Genomic DNA, 22079 nt, shown 5'->3' with positions numbered 1-22079 from the left:
AAGAGGATAAGCACATGGAAGCGCCTTATCAAAAGTCTTGGTTTAAGAAAGGACAAGCGAGTCAGAATCAAGGACGCTCGTCTCGCTTTTCTAAGCATGACCAAGCAAGCAAACTGAACCAACTTTTAGAAGACCATTCAGTAGACCTCGACGCGAACCACAACGGTTTTGTCTCGATTGTCGGAGCAGGGCCGCACGATCCTGACTTGTTAACCATGAAGGCTGTGAAAGCGATTATGTCGGCAGAGGTGTTGCTTTACGACCGTTTGGTTAACAAAGATATTTTGGAGTTGGCTTCGCCACAAGCCGATTGGATTTACGTGGGCAAACGATGCGGACAACCTAGTATTGGTCAGGAAGAAATTTGTGACTTGATGGTATCGCTCGCTCAGCAAGGAAAGCAAGTTGTGCGCTTAAAAGGGGGAGATCCATTCGTATTTGGCCGTGGAGGCGAAGAAGCGTTAGCACTCGTCAAACACTCAATCGCTTACGAAGTCATCCCCGGCATTACCGCTGCGATTGGGTGTTCTGCAAACAGCTTGATTCCGCTGACTCATCGTGGCGTTGCTCGCAGTGTTACCTTTGTGACAGGGCAAGTGGTAACAGGCGCATTTGAGGCGTGGAGCCAACTGATGCAAAGCGGACAAACGTTAGTCTTCTATATGGGGTTAGAAAAGTCATCGCAAATACAAACGGGATTAATCAACTCCGGTTTGAGAGAAGATTTCCCAGTCGCGATCATCACTCATGGTTGCAGCCCTCAACAACAAGTGCACGTTACACAACTCAATCAGCTCAATGATTTATCGATTACACTTAAAGGCGTGAGCCCAGCATTGATTGTGATGGGAGAAGTTGTCAAACTGCGCGAACAACTAATAGAAACCGTACAGTCAGTGACGGAATACGAGGGAATATGAGCAGCATTTTGGAATGTATTAGAACAGTCGGTCGTGGCGAACGTGGTAGAAAACCACTGAACTTTGACCAAGCGTTTCGAGTTATGGATGAATACCTAAACGGTGAGTGCGACGACGATCAGATGGCAATGCTGTTGATGCTGATCCGCGTACAGAACGAGACTCAACAAGAAATCGCTGGCTTTGTGAAAGCATTCCAATCCCGCATGCCTGCTATTGGTGCAGACATCGACTGGCCATGTTATGCAGGCAAACGTGAAGCGGCAGGTCAACCTTGGCACCTGTTGGCAGCGAAGATCCTCGCCGATAATGGTCATAAAGTGTTGATGCACGGCTATCACGACCGTCAATCTGGTCGTTTACACGCTGAAGACTACCTCGACAAATTTGCTATTACGAAAGCGGAATCAGCAGAAGACGCAAAGCGTGTATTAGAAACACAAAACATTGTGTATCTGCCGCTCAGTGCGTTTGCTCCTCAAGCAGAAACCATGATCGGTTGGAAGAATCGTTATGGGCTTAGAACGCCGATTAATACCGTGGTTCGAGCATTGAATCCGGGGCAGGCGACGGTTGGTATTCGTGGTAGCTTCCATCCTGGGTTCCAACAACTTCATGCTGAAGTTGAATTCGAGATTGGTCAAACCGCTCACGCCGTTGTGTCATTCAAAGGACAATCGGGTGAGTCAGAATACAACCCGAAAGTAAGCCAAACGGTATGGTTAAGCCAAACAAGCGGCGTGACATCGCACTACTGGACGGAGCAAATGCTGTCTGAGGTGCGAATGCCTGCGAATTGCCCATTTGGGACGTCAGAAGACGACATGAATCAAATGGCGAATACGGTTCTTGCCACCATGACAGTGGTGCTATTTGCACAAATTCACGACAGAGAAAAAGCATTCGAACGTGCCTTCTCTTACTGGCAAGTCTATTGTGGCCAACAATAACGCACTATTGTCAATTAATGTAAAACCAACGACGCAAAGTTGTTGAATCTGAATCCGTTATCTATTGTTTGAAGAAGGTAAAAGATCCTAGCTCGCCAATGATGTGTTTCACCACCTTGCTCCGTATCAGAGTGGTGAAACCGCAGTTTTAGCCTCAATCGCGTTCGTTTTTAGCTTCGCGTTTGAGAATGAGAAAATCCCATATGGTAAGACACAGAGGACATGGATAATGGTTCTAAAGCATACCACTCCTAGTGAAAAGGTTTCTCATCCGATCCCGCAAGAAGCCTTCGATTGGTACGACGAATACGCCCACGGAAAAATCACGCGCCGTGAGTTTCTTAATAGGCTGGGTGGCCTTGCTGTGCTCGGCTTTAGCATGACAGCACTGGTCGATGCGTTAACCCCGAATTACGCACTCGCAGAACAAGTTTCATTTAACGATCCTGACATCAAAGCAACTTACGAAACCTTCCCATCTCCAAATGGGCATGGAGAGGGGCGTGGTTATTTGGTGATGCCACAGAAGAAGACCTTAAAATCGCCGACTGTGTTGGTGATCCATGAAAACAGAGGTCTGAACCCTTATATCAAAGATGTCGCAAGACGACTTGCAAAGGACGGCTTTATTGCTTTCGCTCCAGACGCGCTTTATCCACTCGGCGGCTATCCGGGGAACGACGATGAGGGGCGCGCCATGCAGAAAGAAATGGACAGAGCCAAGATCGAACAAGACTTTATTGCAGCCGCGAACTTCCTCAAACAATACGAGGGTGGAAACGGTAAATTGGGCGCGGTTGGATTCTGCTTCGGTGGATACATTGTCAACATGCTTGCCGCGGTAATACCAGAAGAGCTCGATGCAGGTGTGCCTTTCTATGGAACACCAGCGGCGCAAGAGATCCAAAAGCAAGTCAAAGGGCCACTGATGATTCACTTTGCAGGGCTCGATAAGCGTGTTAACGACACATGGCCTGATTATGAGCAGCAATTGATCACGACCGACGCACAGTATCAAGCGTTAATGTATGAAAACGTCAACCACGGTTTCCATAACGACTCAACGGCACGCTACGCTCCGGAAGAAGCAGCGCTCGCTTGGGAACGTACACTCGGCTTCTTTAAAGAACATCTCGCCTCTAGTTAAAACGCTTCAACCTTAGTTGGCACATTCCTTGTTATGTCTCTCTTAGTGAGTGAGATATAAACAAGGAATGTGCATGACTCAATCAACGTCAAAAACACCTATCATAGTATGCTGTGACAGCCTCCAAGAGCAGGCTCGATTGTCCGGCTTATTGAGCAAAGATTACGACAACATCATGGGTTGCCAATTGGCACAACTAGAAACGTTAATGCAACGAGAACCGTCAGCAAGCGTTGTGGTTGGATGGCAGCAACCAACCGCGGAACTGCGTTTGATCGTCGATTTCTGCCGCAGAAAATCGGCACCACTTCTTATCGTCTTAAAGCAATTATCATCTAATGATATCAATCGTTTATCAGAAAAAATGGACTATGTGCTCATGCCCCACGATAGTGAGTTTGCGCTTCAGCCTTGGATTGAACATGCGACATTGGTGAGAGCGAAATTCGAAAGTATGCAATCGGAAATTGAATCGCTGACCCATAAGATTGAAGAGCGCAAGCTGGTGGAAAAAGCCAAAGGTCTGCTGATGAAGATGCACAGTGTTGATGAAGAACAGGCTTATAAAGCACTTAGAAATTCAGCCATGCAATCGAGCCAAACGCTCGCACAAGTTGCCAAGAATTTGATAACTACTTTGGAGGTGCTTGATTAATTGCTCTACCACTTTGGGGTTAGAGTGCGTTTTCTAACGTGGTGCGTGTTGCACTATCAGCAAGCAATAACAGGAAATAACAAACGGCAAGATATACTAATTTATTGTATTTACTGTGAAAAATAAGTTGGCACAGTAATTGGATTAGTAGAATTGGGTTTATTGTTGAATCGCTTATCTCAATTATCAACGGCGGTAATTGTAGACTTAGCAACGGCGCTACTGCTCTTCGGAGTAGTGGCGCTTTTTTTATGGGAGCAAACCAATGAAATGGAGTTCTATGCTGAAAGTGTCAGCAATTTCGTTATCGGTATTCACCACGGTCAGCGTAAAGGCAGAGTTGGGTGAACCAGAAATTGAAGATCTGAAGTTTGGTTTTATTAAGTTAACCGATATGGCACCGCTGGCGGTTGCTTATGAGAAAGGCTTTTTTGAAGACGAAGGCTTGTACGTCACTTTAGAAGCACAAGCAAACTGGAAGGTACTATTAGACCGAGTCATCGACGGTGAGCTTGCTGGCGCGCACATGCTTGCTGGTCAGCCATTGGGCGCAACGATTGGTGTCGGCACAAAAGCAGAAGTGATTACCGCGTTCAGTATGGATTTGAACGGCAACGCAATCACGGTTTCCAATGATACTTGGGAACAGATGAAGCAGTACATTCCAAAGCAACCAGATGGCAAACCTGTTCACCCAATCAAAGCGGATGCACTGAAGCCTGTGGTCGACAGCTATCTGGATAAAGGCAAACCGTTCAACATGGGGATGGTGTTCCCTGTATCGACGCACAACTATGAGTTGCGATACTGGTTAGCGGCAGGTGGGATTCATCCTGGCTTTTACGCACCAGACTCAGGCGATAACAGTGGCCAGTTGGATGCTGACGTTCTTTTGAGTGTTACACCGCCACCACAAATGCCAGCAACAATGGAAGCGGGCACGATCAAAGGGTACTGCGTAGGCGAACCATGGAACCAACAAGCCGTATTCAAAGGTATTGGTACGCCAGTCGTGACCGATTACGAGATCTGGAAGAACAACCCAGAGAAAGTGTTTGGTGTTTCCAAAGCTTGGGCTGAGAAGTATCCAAACACGCACATTCGCGTAGTGAAAGCCTTGATTCGAGCGGCACATTGGTTAGATGAAAACGACAATGCCAACCGCCAAGAAGCAGTGAAGATGCTATCAAAAAGCGAGTACGTCGGAGCCGATGCCGAAGTTATCGCCAACTCAATGACCGGCACATTTGAATACGAGAAAGGCGACAAACGAGACGTGCCAGACTTCAACGTGTTCTTCCGTCATAACGCCACGTATCCGTATTACAGCGATGCGATTTGGTATCTGACTCAAATGCGCCGTTGGGGACAAATCTCAAGCGAGAAATCCGATGATTGGTACATGGATGTGGCGAAAGAGGTTTACCGTCCAGATATCTACCAACAAGCAGCTCAAGCGCTAATTGAAGATGGTGTGTTGAGCAAAAAAGACTTCCCAGATTTTAGTGCTGAAGATGGTTTCCGTGCGCCACAAACACACTTTATCGACAACATCGTTTATGACGGTCGCGAGCCAAATAAATATCTAGAGAAGTTCTCTATCGGGCTTAAAGGAAAAGACAAGGTTTAACCATAACGATAAACGCCACAGGCGAGGGAATTCGCTTGTGGCAACAAGGATGTAAATTTCTTAGGAGTGAGTATGTCTAGTAATGTCATTTCCCTGTTTCCTGCTAAGCAGGTAGTGAACCGAAGTCGGTTGGTACTTTTGCCCGTCATTGGTTTGCTGATCTTTTTGGCAATGTGGCACTTAGCAGCGAGAGAAGTGCAAACCTCATTAGGTACGCTACCGGGGCCTGTGCAAACTTTTCAGCAGTTCAGCAACCTTGTCGATGACCATTGGCAAGAGCGAGAAAAGGAACAAGCGTTTATCGAACGTCAGGAAAAACGCAATGCTGCGAAGTTAGTCAAGAATCCGGATGCGGAAGTGAAGATTCGTCCTTACACAGGTAAACCGACGTTCTTCGACCAAATCATAACAAGCTTAGTGACTGTAACTGCCGGCTTTCTATTGGCGACTGTCATTGCGATTCCACTTGGCATCGTACTTGGTCTGAATCAAGGACTGTATCAAGCGTTCAACCCAATCATTCAATTGCTCAAGCCCGTATCACCTTTAGCTTGGCTGCCTATCGTCACTATGGTTGTAAGTGCCACTTATGTGAGTGATGACCCGATGTTTGCTAAGTCGTTCATTAACTCTCTGATCACAGTGGCGCTGTGTAGCTTATGGCCGACGCTGATTAACACCGCCGTGGGCGTAACGAGCGTTGATAAAGACTTGGTCAACGTGAGCAAAGTACTTCAACTTTCGTGGTGGCAGCACATTCGCACCATCGTTTTACCTTCTGCCATTCCAATGATCTTCACCGGTTTACGTCTCTCTTTAGGTATCGCTTGGATGGTATTGATTGCAGCAGAGATGCTCGCGCAGAACCCTGGGTTAGGCAAGTTTGTTTGGGATGAGTTCCAGAACGGAAGTTCAGCATCATTGGGTCGCATTATGGTCGCGGTCATCACAATCGGCTTTATTGGTTTGATGCTCGATAGAGGCATGCTGCAACTTCAAAAGTGGTTGTCTTGGAATAAACAACAAGCGTTGAGATAAGGGAAACGATCATGGAAAAAGCATTATTAGATCTAACGCGTTTAGGGATGCGATTCCCAACGCCAGATGGCGAGTTCATCGCGCTTAAGAACGTCGATTTACAAATCAATAAAGGTGAGTTTGTATCCCTAATTGGCCACTCTGGCTGTGGTAAATCAACGGTATTGAACTTAGTCGCAGGGCTACACATGCCAACAGACGGTGGCGTGATCGTCGATGGACGAGAAGTAGCTGGACCGGGACCAGACCGCGCAGTGGTGTTCCAAAACCATTCATTATTGCCTTGGTTAACCGTGTATCAAAACGTTGAGCTTGCAGTAAAACAAATTGCCGGCAAAAAGGGCAAAGTGTGGATTCAGGAGCAAGTGAACCACTATTTGGAGTTGATTCAAATGCAGCATGCCGCGCACAAAAAGCCCGATGAAATCTCGGGTGGTATGAAGCAGCGAGTCGGCATCGCGAGAGCACTGGCACTTCAACCAAAGGTTCTGCTGATGGATGAACCATTTGGCGCGTTGGATGCGCTAACACGCGCGCATTTACAGGATGCACTGATGAAGATTCAAGCCGAGCTAAACAACACTGTCATCATGATTACCCATGACGTGGATGAAGCGGTGTTGTTATCTGACAAAATCGTGATGATGACTAACGGACCGGCAGCAACCATCGGTGAAGTGTTAGAAGTGAATCTACCTCGCCCTCGTGAGCGTGTCGCACTGGCGGATGATGCGCAGTATCAGAAGTGTCGACAAGCGGTGCTGAAGTTCCTTTACGAGAAGCAATCCAAAGTCGAGATTCCTGCTTCGAAAGAAGACAAACCCAAAGCCGCAGCGCAAACGGCATAAGGAGGCAGCGATGAACAGTCCTTTAACGATTCCAGTAAAGAACGCATTGAGCCACATCGTTGTGGTAGGCAACGGTATGGTCGGGCAACACCTCGTCGAGCAATTAGTGCAGAAAAACGCGCATTTGGAGCACCGAATTACCGTGATTGGTGCAGAGCGTTTTATCGCGTATGACCGTGTACAGTTGTCCTCTTTGTTTGCGGGTAAGTCTCATGATGATTTGATGCTGAGTAACCAAGAATGGTACGACATGCATGGCATCCAACTCGTACTTGGCAGCCAAGTAACAGGCATCGACAGAGAGCAAAAGCGCATTCTGCTTGATGGTGAAGATGTGCTGGGTTACGACCAACTTGTGCTCGCTACTGGTTCGTACCCATTTGTGCCGCCAATTGAAGGTAAAGACCGCGACAACGTGTTTGTCTACCGCACGCTTGATGACCTTTCACAAATCAAAAAGGCATGTGAAGGCGCAAGAACAGGCGCAGTGATTGGCGGCGGCTTGTTGGGTTTAGAAGCGGCAAACGCACTCAAACTATTGGGGTTAGAAACTCATGTTATTGAATTTGCGCCTCGCCTGATGCCCGTGCAATTAGATGATGGTGCAGGCTTGGTGCTAAAAGAGAAGATTGAAGCGCTAGGGCTAACCGTTCACACCTCAACGGGTACGGAGCGAATCTGCGATGGTGAAACGGCTAAGCATCGTATGGTGTTTAAAGACAAAGATCCTCTCGAAGTGGATGTGATTGTCTTTTCCGCAGGGATTCGCCCTCAAGATGAGCTGGCAAAAATGGCTGAGCTGGAAGTAGGCGAGCGAGGCGGTATTGTGATTAACAACCAATGCCAAACCAGCGATGAGAATATTTATGCGATTGGCGAATGTGCTCTTTGGGAGCAAAAGATCTTTGGCTTAGTCGCACCCGGTTACACCATGGCGAGAACCACTGCCGATGTCTTGACTGGGATGCCGAGCGATGGTTTTAAAGGTGCAGACATGAGCACCAAACTCAAGCTGCTTGGGGTGGATGTGGCGTCTATCGGCGATGCACAAATGCAAACCGAAGGCGCTCAAGAAATGGTCTTGCAAGATGCGGTCGCAGGCATCTACAAAAAGCTGGTGGTTGATGCGAGTGGCACTCAATTGCTTGGTGCGATTCTCGTTGGTGACAACAGCGACTACGATGCGCTCTTACAGTGTTATTTGAACAAAACGGTTCTACCAGACCACGCCGCGAACCTGTTGTTTGATACCGGAATGCTTGATGGAGAGATGCCAGACAGCGCCATCATCTGTTCTTGTCACAACGTCACAAAAGGCGACTTAGTTGCCGAGATACAAGCTGGCACTACCAACCTGACGGACCTTAAAGCCAACACCAAAGCTGGTACTGGCTGTGGTGGCTGTAGCAATATGGTCAAATCGGTATTGGATACTCAACTGGCAGCCATGGGGGTAGAGGTTAACAACCACCTTTGTGAGCACTTTGAGCTCAGTCGCCAAGAGATGTTCCATATTTGCCAAGTGGAACAAATCAAAGACTTCGACACCTTAATTGCACTGCATGGCAAAGGGCATGGGTGTGATATCTGTAAGCCGACAGCGGCATCTGTGTTTGCTTCTTTGTGGAATGAACACATCATGGAGCCACAGCATCAATCTCTGCAAGATTCTAACGATGCTTTCATGGCTAACCTGCAAAAAGATGGCTCTTACTCGATAGTGCCTCGTGTTCCGGGCGGCGAAATCACACCAGACAAACTTATCGTGCTAGGCGAAGTTGCTCAGCAATACGATCTGTACACCAAGATCACTGGCGGTCAGCGCGTGGATTTATTTGGTGCGCAGTTAGAACAGCTTCCTGAAATCTGGCAAACCTTGATTGATGCTGGTTTTGAAACAGGACACGCCTACGGCAAATCGGTGCGCACTGTGAAATCTTGCGTGGGTTCTACTTGGTGTCGTTATGGTGTTGATGATTCGGTTGGATTAGCCATTGAGTTAGAGAACCGCTACAAAGGATTGCGAGCGCCCCATAAGCTTAAGTTTGCCGTATCGGGCTGTACTCGCGAGTGTGCAGAAGCGCAAAGTAAAGATATTGGGGTGATCGCTACTGAAAACGGCTGGAATCTATACGTTTGTGGTAATGGCGGCATGAGACCAAGACACGCAGATTTGTTTGCATCCGACTTATCCAAATCAGAGTTGATCACCATGATCGACCGAGTATTGATGTTCTACGTCAGCACCGCAGATCGCTTGCAGCGCACGTCTGTGTGGATGGAGAACATGGAAGGGGGCCTAGATTACCTTAAACAAGTGATTTTGGATGACTCTCTCAACCTATGTGACTCATTGGATGAGCAAATGGCGCGAGTCATAGATACCTATCAATGTGAGTGGAAGAGTACGCTGGATAATCCTCAAAAATTGCAACGCTTTCGTCCTTTCTTGAACAGCACGTCGGGCAGCAAAGTCTTGCCGTACCAGCGTGTGCGCGGTCAGCGTATTCCCGTGAAACAGGAGGTGTAAATGGCAGCTTTAACCAAAGTGAAATTGTGTCAGCTTGATGACCTAATGCCGTTCATCGGTGCCACGGTGTTGATTGAAGGCGAGCATGTCGCGTTATTCTACATTCCAGATAGCGGTGTTTACGCCGTTCAAGATTGGGACCCAATTGGTAAGGCTTATGTGATGAGTCGAGGGATTGTCGGTGATATTGATGGTGAGATGTGTGTCGCATCACCACTGTATAAACAGCACTTCAGTTTAAAGAGTGGGCAATGTTTGGAAGACGATGCGCACTGCCTAAAAACGTGGCAAGTAACGATCGACGATAATCAGGTTTGTTATTTAGCCGAAGAATGATCCTCGAAATTAGCTTGCTCGATATGAGTAAATGCTTAGCGTAAGAGACAAGCGAATAAAGCTCCAGAGACTGCACAGTATGGCTCTGGAGCTTTTTACTATTTGGAAGGATTCACTTGCAGTTCGGTATAGCCAGTCGAGTCGTCCATCGCTCTAGTGAACTCAAGTTCTGAGTAAGAATGGATGATCAATTCTGCGGTAGTATCAATCACTGTGCCTTCCAGCAAATGCCCACCCCAAACTCGTCCTTCACGATCAGACACCGAGATATGAACGTGTTGATGCTCAGGCGTCAGGGTTCCCATCACAGATACGATTTCAAATGGCTCTTGTTTGGTTAACGTACTCTCTGCACCTGCCAAACGAAGGTTGAGGTGAAAGATACAGCCAACGCATGAGGCAATCGAGCCTGCTTTGATACCATGCTGCTCGACCAATTTCGCTAGGCTCAGCTTTAAGTCCATGCCTTTGGTAAGGCGTACTGCTATCACTTCAATCGACATGTTATTTCCTAATCAAAACCAGCAAGCAGGAAAGCGCCGTATCCAAGTCGGCATAACGTTTGGCTTTGCCAAGTACGCGCATGCCTTGCATGTTGTTGAGAACAAAACGAGCAAGCTCTTCTGGTTTAAGCGTTTTCGGCACTAAGGTTTCTTTTTGTGCATTGGTCAGCGCATCCGCAATGATGTCGATAAGATGGTCAAACAAAAAATGCCCTTTACGCAGTACATCATCGTCTTCACCTGCGTGCTCAATCAACGCATTTTGAATAAAACACCCACAGCTGCGTGTGCGTTGCAGCTCAGCAAAAGATTTAAGGAACGATTCTAATTCAGGTAAAGACGCGTCGTCTTTTTCCAAATCATTCAGTGAAGGTAGCGAGACCTTCTTCAAGTAAGTATCGAGCGCCTCGTAGTAGAGCTGTTGCTTGTCACCATAGGTGTTGTAAAGACTGAAGCGGTTGATGTTCAACTCGTCGGTGAGATCCGAGATGGACGTGTTCGCAAAGCCCTTGCGCCAAAACACATCCATAGCCACGAGAAGCTTTTCATCTCGGTCGAAGTTGGCTTTTCTTGCCATAAATTACCTGCCTGGGTCTGCTTATCGGGTAATTAAATTGCTTTGGAGGGATGGTACAGAGAACCTCTAGCGTTCGAACTGAACCAATATGATGAATACCCATCTATTCTTGGGTATCAGCCTCCAAATTCATGTGAACTCACAAACGGCATCAAAAATCTCGCTCAGCAAACAGCCCCACAACTGTTTGAAAATTTTTGATAGTGAAGTTCTTGACTGATCGTTTATAAACTGGCTACAGTATATCCTAACCAATCGGTTAGAAAAAGATAAAAGGATGTGAAATGAAGCTCTATGAAACCGCAATGACTCCAAGTTGTAAGCGAGTTAGCATTTTTCTAAAGGAAATCGGTGGCGAGGTTGAGCGAGTTGCGCTGAACGTTCGTGAGGGCGATAACCTATCTGAACCGTTTAAATCGAAAAGCGTGAACGGCAAAGTGCCTCTGCTGGAACTGGATGATGGTAAGACGATCTGTGAAAGCGTGGCGATTTGTCGCTACCTAGATGAAGCGTTTGAAAATGATCTGGCGTTGTTTGGTGCTAACCAGCTCGAACGTGCTCAGGTGGAAATGTGGCATCGTGTGGTGGAGTTCCAAGGACTAAATGCGGCATTTCAGGCGTTTCGAAACATGACCGGAGTTTATGGAGACAGAGAACGTTGCGTTGAAGCATGGGGCGAAGAATCAAAACAACGCGTCTATGAATTTCTGCCTGTCTTAGACAAGCGGCTTGAACATAATGATTTTATCGCCGTAGACCATTTTACTATCGTCGATATAACAGGCTTTATTTTGATCAGTTTCGCAATTAAAGGCCTAGAAATTGATGTGCTATCGACGTCGCCAAACATTGCTCGATGGTATAACCAAATTTTAGCTAGACCTGCATTTCAGAGTTAATGTATTGCAGCGAGTGGATGATAGCTCGCTGCTACCACCTTACCGATTCTTAACTCAGCAGGATATTCAAATTTTTTCAGATTTTTCTTATTTTTTCTCCTATCGCCTATAATTGGAAAAACAACCTCAATTTGCTTCGTTGCGTTTTAGAGCCTTGAGCTCTTGGTCCGTAGACGCTCTCTTTCATCATGGAAAGTCTAATAATAGACAAGGAGAGGTCATGAGTATTCAAGTGAAAACTATCAATAATATTCTAATCGCCCTGTTAATGGTTTCGGTTTTTGGTCTATTCGCACTGTACCTCAATTACACACAGCAGAATGAACAGATTGAAAGGCTGCAAAGTCAGTTAATCGAAAAAGAGCATCAGATACTAATTTCTAATGAAGCGTTGTCTTACACTCGATATCAACACCAATTATTAGCCGAAGACTACAGCCGTTTTAGAAATGAGCAGTCAGTGACTAGTGTTTTGCGTTAGCCAGTAAAGCAACCGTATTAAGGAGGAAGATGAAACCCATTCTTTTGGTCGATGATAGTAAAACAGTCCTGCTTTACATCAGCAGTGCATTGGAAAAGCAGGGCTATGAAGTGGTTGCAGTTGAAGACGGAAGAGCGGCGCTTGAAGTGCTAACCCACCGCCCTGATATTCAGTTTGTGCTGAGTGATTTAATGATGCCTGGAATTAATGGTATTGAATTGTGTCGCCAATTAAAATCTAAAGTTAGCGAGCGTTACATTTTCTTTGTTCTACTGTCTTCTAGAAATGACCAAAGTTCGATCGTGAAAGGCATTGATGCTGGCGCAGATGATTTCGTAGATAAGAAGACGTCTGTAGAGGAACTTCAGGCCAGAATCCGTGCGGGGTTTCGTACTTTAGAGCTGCACAACAAACTCGTTGAGAGAAATAAAGAACTAGATGCGGCCTATCAAACAATTCACCAAGACCTGCAGTCTGCGAGTCATCTGATGGAGCAACTACTCCCTGCTGAATCAACTATCCAAAATATACAGTTTAGTTATGTCTACAAACCATGCTCCCAGATTGGTGGTGATATGTTGGGGTATTTGGAGCTCGATGAACAACATGTTGCGTTTTATGTATGTGATGTTTCTGGTCATGGTATTTCTTCAGCTTTGATGGCTTTTTCTATTCAACAGACACTATCTCAAAGTCAGGGGCCTGATTCGATCACGATGGAGTTGAGAGATGACGGCTATTACGTAAGTGAGCCAGCATCTGTGATTGAACGGCTAAATCGGCGTTATCAGCAAACTAGAAACAGTCAACTTTACTTTACTATGGCTTACGCCATTCTTAACACAAAATCAGGGCAACTTAGCTATTGCACGGCTGGCCACCCCAGGATCTTAGTTTGGCGAGCGAGTACGAAAACGATGGAGCAGATAGGTGATGATAACTTTATCGTTGGTGCAATGCAGCCGATGGAATATAGCGGTAACCAAATTAGTCTAGATGAGGGCGATGCATTGTGGCTTTATTCGGATGGTTTGATTGAAGCGAGGCAGGGTGAGGAGATGTTTTCACTACAACGATTGGCATCGAGTATAAAAGCTGTTTGCACGCTGCCAGTTGAAGATCAAGTGGGAGACGTCTTTAAAAAAGTACAATCTTGGCACAACGAAGATGAGTTTGATGATGATGCCAGCCTTTTACAGGTAAAATGGCATGGTGAGAGGCTCGATTTTAAGGAAAAGAATGTCAAAGAGCGAATTTAAACGAACTTACGGGAGCTCCCTTACTCACTCACGAAGTGCGAGCAAAGACGTTGTTCGGTTTTTGATGGGTCATCAAATCCCCTTAAATGCAACTCAATCATTGGAGCTTTGTGTCGTTGAGCTCATGAATAACGCTTATATTCATTCTTACAGTGAAATAGAAGGCCTGCCAATTGAAGTGGAGTGTAGGGTTGGGGATGACCAAGTGTCCGGTTTCGTGGAACTGAGAGTCTCTGATTGCGGAGCGCCGATCAATGAAAAGACGTTCATCCAACATAAAAATAAACAGATTGAGGCACCTAACTTAATGGATGACGATAGTTGGTCCTCCTCAGGTCGCGGACTGATGTTAGTCGCTCAATTATCTGACCTGTTTACATTGGAAAAAGGTTTCGAAAACAATACGTTTGTTGTAGTGAAAAGGAATAGGGAGAGAAACTAACAACCAAGCAAAGTCGATTTGCTTCACTTGGTCCCTAGCGTTAATCTGACGGTTGCGTTGTATATCATTGTTATTTTGTATTCGTTGTTGGTGCCGGTGATAGTAACGCCTCCAACTCTTCTGGTGTTAGAATATCACTGATGTTTAACATATTACTTTCATCATCTAGCGCCATCTTTGTACGGCTAAGTAAGTACCTTTTTTGAGTTGGTGTTAAGTCTTTGAGAGACTCAATCAACTCCCTGAAATTGCTATTATTCATTGCCATATTTCCCCCAGTTAAGCCTTGAATTTCTTTATTGCATATTCTTCAAGTAAGTGAAGATTTGTTGATTAATTGCAGCTAGCTCTTTAGTAACTATAGCTATATCTGAGCTATCTGGCGCTGTATCGTTTCTGGTTTTTTCTTCTATTCTTTGAAACGCAATGACCGCGGTGTCTTCTCCGAAACTCTCTAGAATGCCCTTTAAACTATGAGCTAATAGATAGAGTTCTGACCAACATTTGCTTGCATATAGCTCATCTATACGCTCTATATCATTCGTGTGATCTTCAAGGTATGTAGAAAAAACAGTGACGATCAGATCTACGTCGTTATCCATGTATGTATTGAGAACATCAAAATTAATCATGTATACCCCTATTAAACGTTGAGGTAGAGGAATGTTTCGGATAATGAAGGCTTAGCCGAAGGTATGAATGGCATAACCAGTATTTGAGCAGAAATAGTTTGCTTGTCGCTTGAGATAAACTTACAAAAAGAAAGTCATTGTTAAAGATATTTTGACTTATATCCAAACGGCAATGGTCGAAATGTAGGGATGAAAAAACTTCAACTCGCGTGTTTTTAACACAAGTAGCAAAGGGGATGTTTCCAAGTAAAACGCCGAGTCGGTAAGTGTCTTGCAGTCCTAGTTTAAGGCTATCGTTACATACGGACGCCAGACGTTCGCCAACTTTGACTATTCCTTCAGTCAAGGCTAACTCTCCTCATTAAGTACAAGTATAAATTAGCAATCTAGTTGCATATTGGCAAGTGATCTGCGGCAAAAAAGGGACTCGCGTCCCTTTTGTATTACTAGCTTTGCTTAGAGTCCTGTTCTATTTGCTTCATAAGCTCGTTGGCTTTCTTCATAGCGCGTCTTGCGCTTGAAGTCCTTCGCTTATTAAGTAATATATCGGAGAAGCGTAAGTATTTATCAGCAGTTTTGAATCTTAAATCGTTAACATCCTGAAAACCAATAGGAAAGTTTTTCGAGAACAGATCCACATCCTTCACCAAGTTATCGAGATGAGTTGTCGTCCTTGCCTTTTCTAGGCGAGAATAAAAGTTTTCAAACTCTTCTTGGAACAGGATTCTAGCGGCATCTTCTGGAAACGGTAGAGGGCTGTTGGAATCTAGCGCTGTCTCATATAATTTCATTTCCAGCACTGCATCTTTCATCGCATTACTTATCTGTAAGTTCTCTTGATGCTCTTCTACGTTTGAAAAGAAGGTGTTCCCAACCTTAATAAGAGCAACAAGTGCAGCTGCGTCTTTCTTTTGGAGTGCTTCAGTGAGGTGCTGACCGAAAACATCGCTAGATAACGAACTTGGCGTGAAAGGATAACCTTGATGAATCTGATTTAACTCATCCTTGAGCTCATAGATGGATTTACTGCCGTCTTCTTTACTGTACCGAGACTTTTCAAGTTGACTATTGATTTGCCTTGCTATCGAAAGTAACGTGGAGTGCTTGCTTGACTGAATATCTAAGGCAAGAACTTCTATTTTATGTGAGTCAGGGTAGTAGGTTTTTGCTTTATCAAGTATGGACTCAATTTCATCATAATTCGGGTAGTTGTTGGCATCAGAATTCAAAACCTGATCAATTTCAGATTCAAACTCGCTGAGAATATAGGTCTTGTGTAAGCGTAATAAGCCAGCCTTAACGACTGGATGTAAGCTTTTTTCACTATTAATCAGTGCTAAACTTTTTTCTGCTGGCGTATCAAGCTGCCACTCTTGTCCGGCAATTTGATCATTTTGCTTGCTAATAACGGTTTCCAAAGTGGCGATGGTTTCTTGTTGCTGCTGATAACCAAATACAATGCCGCTAACTAATAATATACTCGCTGCCGCGCCGCTAGCGATAGGCCAATAGCGCATATTCAATTTGCGTTTCAACTGCTCAGGGGTCAGCTCGTTCGGAATGATGCCAGTTGAAAATACGCTTGAAAATATTGGCCACTTAGATGCGGGCATGTTAGTTGGTTTAGAGACCTTGATCTTCTGTTTGAGAGCTTCATTAACTGGAGTTCTTGCGTAAGGGTGTTTGCAACTCAATAACTCGTAAGCAATACAAAATAGAGCAAACATATCGTCGCTTAAGTTCGGTTCCTTACCGGATAACAGGTTGAGTGATGCATAGTTGGGAGTATAACCAAGCGTTTCAACATTTTCGGATTTACGTTTAGCCGCATATTGATCCTGCTTTAATTGATGAGTTTTAGATACACCAAAATCAAGCAACTTAACGTTACCCTCAGACGTTAAAATCACATTAGCGGGCTTTAGGTCGGCGTGCACTACACCAAGAGAGTGAGCATATGAGAGCGCATCGAGTACCTGATTTAGGATTGATAAAGTTGCATTAAACTTCAGCCCATGCGGCCTAGAACGCTGTATTAAACTCTCTAATGTTTCTCCATTAATATACTCCATAACTAAAAAGTATATTTCGCCATCAACACCAAAATCAAAAACCCTAATGATATTAGGGTGGCTTAACCTTTGAGTTTGTTGAGCTTCACGTATTAACATGCGTGCAGTCTCTGGTTGAGAAGCAAACTCTTTCTGTAATATTTTTAACGCAACGTAGGGTGTTTCTGAACCTGAAGATTCAAGAATCTTATCTTTAGCTAAGTAAACATCGCAAAGCCCACCATGCCCAATAACCGACTCAATTTCATACCGATTTTTAACGGTCGTTCCTATTAAGCTTTCGTTAATAACATCTTTGTTATTATTTAATGAGTCATCTTTATTGTTTTTTTTCTTATTAACTAACGGAGTGTTTTCTTTTTGAGACAGTTTTGTATTTGTTTCATTTTTATTTTTAACGGAGGTTTCATTATTAGTGAGTTTGGTTGATTTAATTGCATTGTCTCGTTTTTGAGTCTTTACAATTTTAGTTTTATCTCCGCTCTCTTCGTTATTTATAGAATTGTTTTTATTACTGTCTTCCATCACAAGAACTCCGTATAAATGATGGGGGAATATATACCTTTCTGCTCAATGAAAAGTCATTATGTTAGAATTTCTCGGCCAAACTAACATTCGTTTTTTTATTGATGAAAGTCTAAGTGTCAAAAATTTGAACTTGGTTGGATAATTAAAATTGTTGAACAATACGTGATTGCTTTGATAAAAAAATGATTCATTATTCCGTGCATGATTTTCAATGGCAGTATTAATGTTTTTATTAATCTTACTGTTAATAAGAAAGTAGTTAATAATAAAATTAAAAATAATATCTAGCAGGTCTTTGGCGAGGTTTACATGAAGTTGGTTTTAACCATAACAAGTTTTCACAAATTTACTCCAGAGATTGAGAGTGAGTTCGTGTTTGAATCAAGTGATGAACATGCCAAGGTTACATTTGGTAGGTCTGAACAATGTGATTGGACACTACCAGATCCTGAAAGAGTGGTATCCGGAACTCACGGAGAACTGATTAAGTTTGGTGACAAATACTTGATAAAAGACCTCTCAACTAATGGTACTTTCGTAAATAATGCTGTAACTCCTGTGGGTCAAGGAAATGAAATAGCACTAAGCAATGACGATATGGTTAGCTTAGGGGATTATCAAATTTCAGTTTCTGTTCAAACAGATACAGATGTATTCAGTCTTGAGACAAGTAAAAGTCTTTCTAGCGCTCCCCCTGAAGTAGTCTCAAGTCCATCGGAAGAGGAATTTGTTGACCTAGGCCTTAGTGCTAGTGAACTATTAAACGAAAGTGTTCCTTCTGACTTTCAGCTAGATATTGGTTTAGTCGATGATTTTATTGATATCCCAAAGCCCGAAAAACAGAGCACCGTATCTGAAACTTTACCGAAAGTTAACCGACAATCAGAGCACCTATCGACTCCCAACTTTGATACCAATGGGGGTGAACTTGCGGCTTTTGTTAGAGGGGTGGGTATAGATCCAATGATGATTCCCAGCGATAACCGAGAGGAATGGTTCGAACAACTGGGGGAGTCATTTTCTTTGATGCTAGTTGGTTTAATGGAAACACTGCATAACAGAGCAGTGTTTAAACAAACAAATCGACTTAGTCATACCGCATTTCGTAAGTCAGAAAATAACCCTTTAAAGTTTTCTGCAAACTTAGAAGATGCGATTCATAACTTATATAACCGTCAAACCGCTAGCTTCTTAAAGCCAAATGCAGCCATTAAAGAAGCATTTAATGACATCGAAAGTCATGAGCAAGCCTTAATGAAAGGTGTTGAAGGTACGGTTTCGAGTGTTATGTCACTTGTTGAACCTACTTCTATATACTCAGATGCTTTAGCGAAAGACACGGTTATTAATAAGGTTATTCCAGCTAGAAAATATGCTCAAAGTTGGAAGAGGTTTGAGGATATTCATGAAAAGTTATCCGATGATATTATCAATAAAGAGTCTCCGTTCTATTTAGAAGACTTCGCTAAGCACTATGAATTAGCATTAAAAAACAAAGGCTAGGAATTAGGGTGATGAAAAAGTTTTACCAATATATTTTGTTATTAATTTCAATAGCTTTATTTGGGTGCTCAGCAGCGAACCTAGTTGTTGATCCATACTCAGATTTAGAAATAGCAGCAAGTCATAACATTAATCCTGATTCAAACGGCAGGCCTTCTCCTGTAGTGGTGTATGTATTTGAATTAACGTCAAATACCATTTTCGAAAGCCAGGACTTTTTTTCTATTTATGAAGAAAGTGAAAAAGTCTTAGGACCTGATTTAGTGAATAAATATGAAGTTTCATTAACTCCAGGTCAGAAAGAAACATATCAAGCAAGTATGTCTCCAAAGACAGAATATTTAGGCATTGTCGTAGCGTTTCGAGATATTGAAAACTCAAATTGGCGACAAGTCATTAAAGTGGATAAGACCGGTTACAACACATATCAAGTATTGTTAGAAGATCTGTCTTTGGTCGTTAAATAACGTTTAGTTGGCTAATTATAAATGACGCAATACTCCAAGACGGCTTGGTGCGAAGGAATGTTTTTACGTCCCCAGCACTTCCAACAACAAGAACGCGCAACCTCTCAAGAATTCAAGGGCTTACATCAGTTAGGTGGGGCTTACAATTGGGGAGTTTGGAAATGTCGAGTAAAAAAACACGCGCTAAAAGATGGTCTTATTGAACTTGAGCATCTTGAAGCTGTTTTGCCAGATATGACGTTGGTTAATACGTTAATATCCAACGATTCAGTTTCGCCTCTACTTATTGATAAAAACACTGAAAATACGTTAGTAAAAATAACTCTCCCTCTTTCAAGTGTTACAGGTAAAAACGTTTCGGATGTAAGCGAATCGATCGTCTCTCGTTATGTACTTCAAGATATCGACGTGATAGATAACCTTACAGGACAAGATGAAGAAACCATCCAAGTTGCAGCCCTTAACCTAGAGTTGAAAGCGAGTAATGACAAATTAGCGGGTTATGTGGAGTTACCTATCTTAAGGATCAAAGAGGTAACTCCTGAAGGGGAAGTTATACTAGACGATGAGTACGTTCCTCCGCTTATCAATCTCCTTAGCGACAAAGTTATGTCAGCCTATCTACGTAACGTTATCGCGATGACAAAGATGCGTGCTGACGTTATTGCGCAGCGCTTGATTAAGGGTAAATCTGCATCGGCATCTGCTGTTGATTTCATCATGCTCCAAATGCTGAACCGATATGAGGCTAAGTTAAAGCATTTCAGTGAGTTAGATAGGTTACATCCACTGGAATTAGCGACGACACTTAAAGGTTACATTGGTGAGTTAGCCACTTTTTCTAATAAAACTAAAAGAGTCCCAAGTTTGCTTGCGTATGATCACTTAGATGTATCAAGTGTCTATAGCGAGTTGAATCAGATACTCAGTCAGTACCTCAGTGTTGTTCTTGACCAAACTGCGACCAAACTTCCGTTGGAGCCTCGCCAGTACGGTATTCAAGTGACGCCACTTCCAGATAAACGCTTGCTTGAGTCATGCCAATTTGTGCTAGCAATTAAAGCAGATACCACAACAGATGAAATAAGACGCCTGGTCCCAGCGCAACTCAAGTTTGGCCCGGCAGAACAGATTCGCGATCTAATTAATAATCAGATCAACGGTATAAACGTATTGCCGTTGAGTGTCGTCCCGAGACAGATTCCTTACCAAACGGGTTATGTCTATTTCGAAGTTGTCAAGAAAGGGCCATTTTGGATGAGGCTAAAAGATAGTGGCGGTATTGCGCTTCACCTATCAGGGCATTTTCCGAATGCTGAACTTGAGCTTTGGAGTATTAATCAATAGGCGCGCTCTGTATGGAACAAACGATAGTAAAACCAACACCGGGTGGAAGAACTCCCGCATCGAAACCACAATCAGAAAAGTCTGTGGATAATACCGTAGTTATCTCAAAAAGCCCTGAATTGGTGAACAATGATTCAGTGGTCGCTTATGGGAATAACTCTCTACTAGCAGAGGCGAATGGCCTGTTATCTATTATCGGTCAAATTCGGTCGACAGCGACTCATTCCGATCCGTTGTTTCTAAAAGAGACATTGGCACAAAAGCTTAGAGATTATGAGAACCGATTACGTCAGCATGACGTTGATTTGGATACCATTGATACAGCTCGTTATTGTTTATGCTGTTCACTAGATGAAGTTGTCCTTAACACCAATTGGGGTGGGCATTCATTCTGGAGTCACGATTCATTACTTAGCTCCTTCTATGCTAGCAGTCAAGGTGGGGAAGCGTTTTTTAAGCATCTTGATAAGTGCATGGCGAAACCAGATGCGAACTTAGATTTGCTTGAACTAATGTATGTGTGCTTATCTCTCGGGTTTCTGGGTCAATACCGTTTAGAAAAAAATGGACTGGAATCGCACCGGAAATTGAGAAGACAGGTTATTGCTACTCTTAAGTCTTATGGGAGAGGAGTCCCTCAGGAGCTAAGTAATAGTATCGACCAACACATTTTGAATGGCTCAAAAGCTTCTGATAGAGCCCCTCTTTGGGTTGTATGTTCTGTAACGGCGGCATTATTGGTCTGCATATATATGTATTTTAGCTATGAGCTAAATAAGGCATCCAATCGCACCTTTTCTCAATTAGTCAATTTGATTCAACCGCAACAACTTAACCAAGATGCAACGTCAGAATCAAAATCAGCGCCAATTGCAGAAAAGATTTCAATGTATCTAGCAACTGAGATCGGTAAGGGGCTAATCAATGTTGAGCCGCTGCAAGACAGGGTAAGAATTTCGTTAAAGTCTCAAGATCTATTTGAATCAGGTAGTGCTGATGTTGTCGCTTACATCCAACCCGTTATTTCTAAGCTTGCGAGAACATTGGAGTCGACCCAAGGCAAGATCATTGTTACTGGTCACACCGACGATAGGTCTATTTTCACGAGTAAATATCCCTCGAACTGGCACCTATCATTAGCTCGAGCCACTGCTATGTCTGAACAACTGATCTCGAATAGTGCATTAGAAGGGCGAGTGATACCCGAGGGATTGGGGGATGCAAGACCATTAGTTGAAAACAGTAGTGATGAAAACCGAGCTATTAACCGCCGGATTGAAATCGACCTTCTTGTCGCGAATTAATAATAGGTAGA

General features: G+C 43.8%; 22 protein-coding genes. 17 read left to right on the top strand and 5 right to left on the bottom strand.

Features of this window, described 5'->3' with window-relative positions:
* The first annotated feature begins 14 nt into the window (after positions 1-14).
* From cobA to nirD, 9 genes are all read left to right on the top strand, one after another.
* Entirely contained in the window at positions 15-920 is a 906-nt protein-coding gene (cobA, locus tag R7R78_RS04430; protein WP_225473148.1) for a uroporphyrinogen-III C-methyltransferase, read from the top strand.
* A complete protein-coding gene (locus R7R78_RS04425; protein ID WP_225473147.1) occupies positions 917-1870 on the top strand; it encodes a glycosyl transferase family protein in 954 nt (317 codons plus the stop codon). Before cobA ends, R7R78_RS04425 begins: the two co-directional genes overlap by 4 nt.
* Before the next feature lie 229 nt (positions 1871-2099).
* Positions 2100-3017 carry a dienelactone hydrolase family protein gene (locus R7R78_RS04420; RefSeq protein WP_225473146.1) on the top strand — a complete coding sequence of 306 codons (918 nt, stop codon included), beginning with the start codon at positions 2100-2102 and terminating at the stop codon, positions 3015-3017.
* Positions 3018-3090: 73 nt separating this feature from the next.
* A complete protein-coding gene (locus R7R78_RS04415; protein WP_171306487.1) occupies positions 3091-3672 on the top strand; it encodes an ANTAR domain-containing response regulator in 582 nt (193 codons plus the stop codon).
* 265 nt (positions 3673-3937) lie between these two features.
* Entirely contained in the window at positions 3938-5302 is a 1365-nt protein-coding gene (locus R7R78_RS04410) for a CmpA/NrtA family ABC transporter substrate-binding protein (protein ID WP_005375887.1), read from the top strand.
* A gap of 72 nt (positions 5303-5374) precedes the next feature.
* Positions 5375-6340: an ABC transporter permease gene (locus R7R78_RS04405; RefSeq protein WP_005387563.1), complete on the top strand. Its 966-nt coding sequence runs from the start codon at positions 5375-5377 to the stop codon at positions 6338-6340.
* Between the two features lie 11 nt (positions 6341-6351).
* Positions 6352-7188, top strand: a complete 837-nt coding sequence (locus R7R78_RS04400; RefSeq protein ID WP_213910243.1) for an ABC transporter ATP-binding protein — start codon at positions 6352-6354, stop codon at positions 7186-7188.
* 10 nt (positions 7189-7198) lie between these two features.
* Entirely contained in the window at positions 7199-9718 is a 2520-nt protein-coding gene (gene nirB / locus R7R78_RS04395) for a nitrite reductase large subunit NirB (RefSeq protein WP_225473144.1), read from the top strand.
* A complete protein-coding gene (nirD, locus tag R7R78_RS04390; protein WP_047009252.1) occupies positions 9719-10054 on the top strand; it encodes a nitrite reductase small subunit NirD in 336 nt (111 codons plus the stop codon).
* 98 nt (positions 10055-10152) lie between these two features.
* On the opposite strand, the gene R7R78_RS04385 is transcribed toward nirD, so the two are convergent.
* The gene (locus R7R78_RS04385; protein ID WP_225473143.1) at positions 10153-10557 is read right to left on the bottom strand and encodes a PPC domain-containing DNA-binding protein; all 405 of its coding nucleotides are present in this window, start codon (positions 10555-10557) and stop codon (positions 10153-10155) included.
* Position 10558: 1 nt separating this feature from the next.
* Positions 10559-11134, bottom strand: a complete 576-nt coding sequence (locus tag R7R78_RS04380; protein ID WP_225473142.1) for a TetR/AcrR family transcriptional regulator — start codon at positions 11132-11134, stop codon at positions 10559-10561.
* A 284-nt stretch (positions 11135-11418) separates the two neighbouring features.
* Between R7R78_RS04380 and R7R78_RS04375 the strand changes: the two genes are divergently transcribed.
* The 4 genes from R7R78_RS04375 to R7R78_RS04360 all read left to right on the top strand — a co-directional run bounded on the left by R7R78_RS04375 (position 11419) and on the right by R7R78_RS04360 (position 14215).
* A complete protein-coding gene (locus R7R78_RS04375) occupies positions 11419-12033 on the top strand; it encodes a glutathione S-transferase family protein (protein ID WP_225473141.1) in 615 nt (204 codons plus the stop codon).
* Positions 12034-12253: 220 nt separating this feature from the next.
* Positions 12254-12514 (top strand): hypothetical protein, encoded by a 261-nt coding sequence (locus tag R7R78_RS04370; protein WP_017820228.1) that lies wholly within the window; start codon positions 12254-12256, stop codon positions 12512-12514.
* A 29-nt stretch (positions 12515-12543) separates the two neighbouring features.
* Positions 12544-13773 carry a PP2C family protein-serine/threonine phosphatase gene (locus R7R78_RS04365; RefSeq protein ID WP_225473140.1) on the top strand — a complete coding sequence of 410 codons (1230 nt, stop codon included), beginning with the start codon at positions 12544-12546 and terminating at the stop codon, positions 13771-13773.
* 64 nt (positions 13774-13837) lie between these two features.
* Positions 13838-14215, top strand: a complete 378-nt coding sequence (locus R7R78_RS04360) for an ATP-binding protein (RefSeq protein WP_263856255.1) — start codon at positions 13838-13840, stop codon at positions 14213-14215.
* Between the two features lie 70 nt (positions 14216-14285).
* Here R7R78_RS04360 and R7R78_RS04355 read toward each other — a convergent pair whose 3' ends face one another.
* The 3 genes from R7R78_RS04355 to R7R78_RS04345 form a co-directional block, all read right to left on the bottom strand.
* Positions 14286-14477, bottom strand: a complete 192-nt coding sequence (locus R7R78_RS04355; RefSeq protein WP_025767706.1) for a hypothetical protein — start codon at positions 14475-14477, stop codon at positions 14286-14288.
* A 34-nt stretch (positions 14478-14511) separates the two neighbouring features.
* A complete protein-coding gene (locus tag R7R78_RS04350; protein ID WP_031781126.1) occupies positions 14512-14847 on the bottom strand; it encodes an Hpt domain-containing protein in 336 nt (111 codons plus the stop codon).
* 446 nt (positions 14848-15293) lie between these two features.
* Positions 15294-17444, bottom strand: a complete 2151-nt coding sequence (locus R7R78_RS04345) for a serine/threonine-protein kinase (protein WP_225473128.1) — start codon at positions 17442-17444, stop codon at positions 15294-15296.
* Positions 17445-17756: 312 nt separating this feature from the next.
* Between R7R78_RS04345 and tagH the strand changes: the two genes are divergently transcribed.
* The 4 genes from tagH to tssL are packed head-to-tail and all read left to right on the top strand — an operon-like array spanning position 17757 to position 22068.
* Positions 17757-18950: a type VI secretion system-associated FHA domain protein TagH gene (gene tagH / locus R7R78_RS04340; RefSeq protein WP_053307738.1), complete on the top strand. Its 1194-nt coding sequence runs from the start codon at positions 17757-17759 to the stop codon at positions 18948-18950.
* Between the two features lie 11 nt (positions 18951-18961).
* On the top strand, positions 18962-19417 hold the full coding sequence (tssJ, locus tag R7R78_RS04335; protein ID WP_005375933.1) for a type VI secretion system lipoprotein TssJ: 456 nt from the start codon (positions 18962-18964) through the stop codon (positions 19415-19417).
* Between the two features lie 21 nt (positions 19418-19438).
* On the top strand, positions 19439-20764 hold the full coding sequence (tssK, locus tag R7R78_RS04330; protein WP_225473126.1) for a type VI secretion system baseplate subunit TssK: 1326 nt from the start codon (positions 19439-19441) through the stop codon (positions 20762-20764).
* Positions 20765-20775: 11 nt separating this feature from the next.
* Positions 20776-22068 (top strand): type VI secretion system protein TssL, long form, encoded by a 1293-nt coding sequence (gene tssL / locus R7R78_RS04325; protein WP_225473124.1) that lies wholly within the window; start codon positions 20776-20778, stop codon positions 22066-22068.
* The last annotated feature ends 11 nt before the right edge of the window (positions 22069-22079 follow it).

The organism is Vibrio sp. 2134-1 (genome assembly GCF_033339495.1).
The sequence above is the reverse complement of the archived record's forward strand: the minus strand, read 5'-3'. Positions and strand labels throughout refer to the sequence as shown.

Coding starts and splice junctions, on each gene's coding strand:
- cobA (WP_225473148.1), top strand. CDS start 15: ATGGAAGCGCCTTATCAAAAGTCTTGGTTTAAGAAAGGACAAGCGAGT.
- R7R78_RS04425 (WP_225473147.1), top strand. CDS start 917: ATGAGCAGCATTTTGGAATGTATTAGAACAGTCGGTCGTGGCGAACGT.
- R7R78_RS04420 (WP_225473146.1), top strand. CDS start 2,100: ATGGTTCTAAAGCATACCACTCCTAGTGAAAAGGTTTCTCATCCGATC.
- R7R78_RS04415 (WP_171306487.1), top strand. CDS start 3,091: ATGACTCAATCAACGTCAAAAACACCTATCATAGTATGCTGTGACAGC.
- R7R78_RS04410 (WP_005375887.1), top strand. CDS start 3,938: ATGAAATGGAGTTCTATGCTGAAAGTGTCAGCAATTTCGTTATCGGTA.
- R7R78_RS04405 (WP_005387563.1), top strand. CDS start 5,375: ATGTCTAGTAATGTCATTTCCCTGTTTCCTGCTAAGCAGGTAGTGAAC.
- R7R78_RS04400 (WP_213910243.1), top strand. CDS start 6,352: ATGGAAAAAGCATTATTAGATCTAACGCGTTTAGGGATGCGATTCCCA.
- nirB (WP_225473144.1), top strand. CDS start 7,199: ATGAACAGTCCTTTAACGATTCCAGTAAAGAACGCATTGAGCCACATC.
- nirD (WP_047009252.1), top strand. CDS start 9,719: ATGGCAGCTTTAACCAAAGTGAAATTGTGTCAGCTTGATGACCTAATG.
- R7R78_RS04385 (WP_225473143.1), bottom strand. CDS start 10,557: ATGTCGATTGAAGTGATAGCAGTACGCCTTACCAAAGGCATGGACTTA.
- R7R78_RS04380 (WP_225473142.1), bottom strand. CDS start 11,134: ATGGCAAGAAAAGCCAACTTCGACCGAGATGAAAAGCTTCTCGTGGCT.
- R7R78_RS04375 (WP_225473141.1), top strand. CDS start 11,419: ATGAAGCTCTATGAAACCGCAATGACTCCAAGTTGTAAGCGAGTTAGC.
- R7R78_RS04370 (WP_017820228.1), top strand. CDS start 12,254: ATGAGTATTCAAGTGAAAACTATCAATAATATTCTAATCGCCCTGTTA.
- R7R78_RS04365 (WP_225473140.1), top strand. CDS start 12,544: ATGAAACCCATTCTTTTGGTCGATGATAGTAAAACAGTCCTGCTTTAC.
- R7R78_RS04360 (WP_263856255.1), top strand. CDS start 13,838: ATGGGTCATCAAATCCCCTTAAATGCAACTCAATCATTGGAGCTTTGT.
- R7R78_RS04355 (WP_025767706.1), bottom strand. CDS start 14,477: ATGAATAATAGCAATTTCAGGGAGTTGATTGAGTCTCTCAAAGACTTA.
- R7R78_RS04350 (WP_031781126.1), bottom strand. CDS start 14,847: ATGATTAATTTTGATGTTCTCAATACATACATGGATAACGACGTAGAT.
- R7R78_RS04345 (WP_225473128.1), bottom strand. CDS start 17,444: ATGGAAGACAGTAATAAAAACAATTCTATAAATAACGAAGAGAGCGGA.
- tagH (WP_053307738.1), top strand. CDS start 17,757: ATGAAGTTGGTTTTAACCATAACAAGTTTTCACAAATTTACTCCAGAG.
- tssJ (WP_005375933.1), top strand. CDS start 18,962: ATGAAAAAGTTTTACCAATATATTTTGTTATTAATTTCAATAGCTTTA.
- tssK (WP_225473126.1), top strand. CDS start 19,439: ATGACGCAATACTCCAAGACGGCTTGGTGCGAAGGAATGTTTTTACGT.
- tssL (WP_225473124.1), top strand. CDS start 20,776: ATGGAACAAACGATAGTAAAACCAACACCGGGTGGAAGAACTCCCGCA.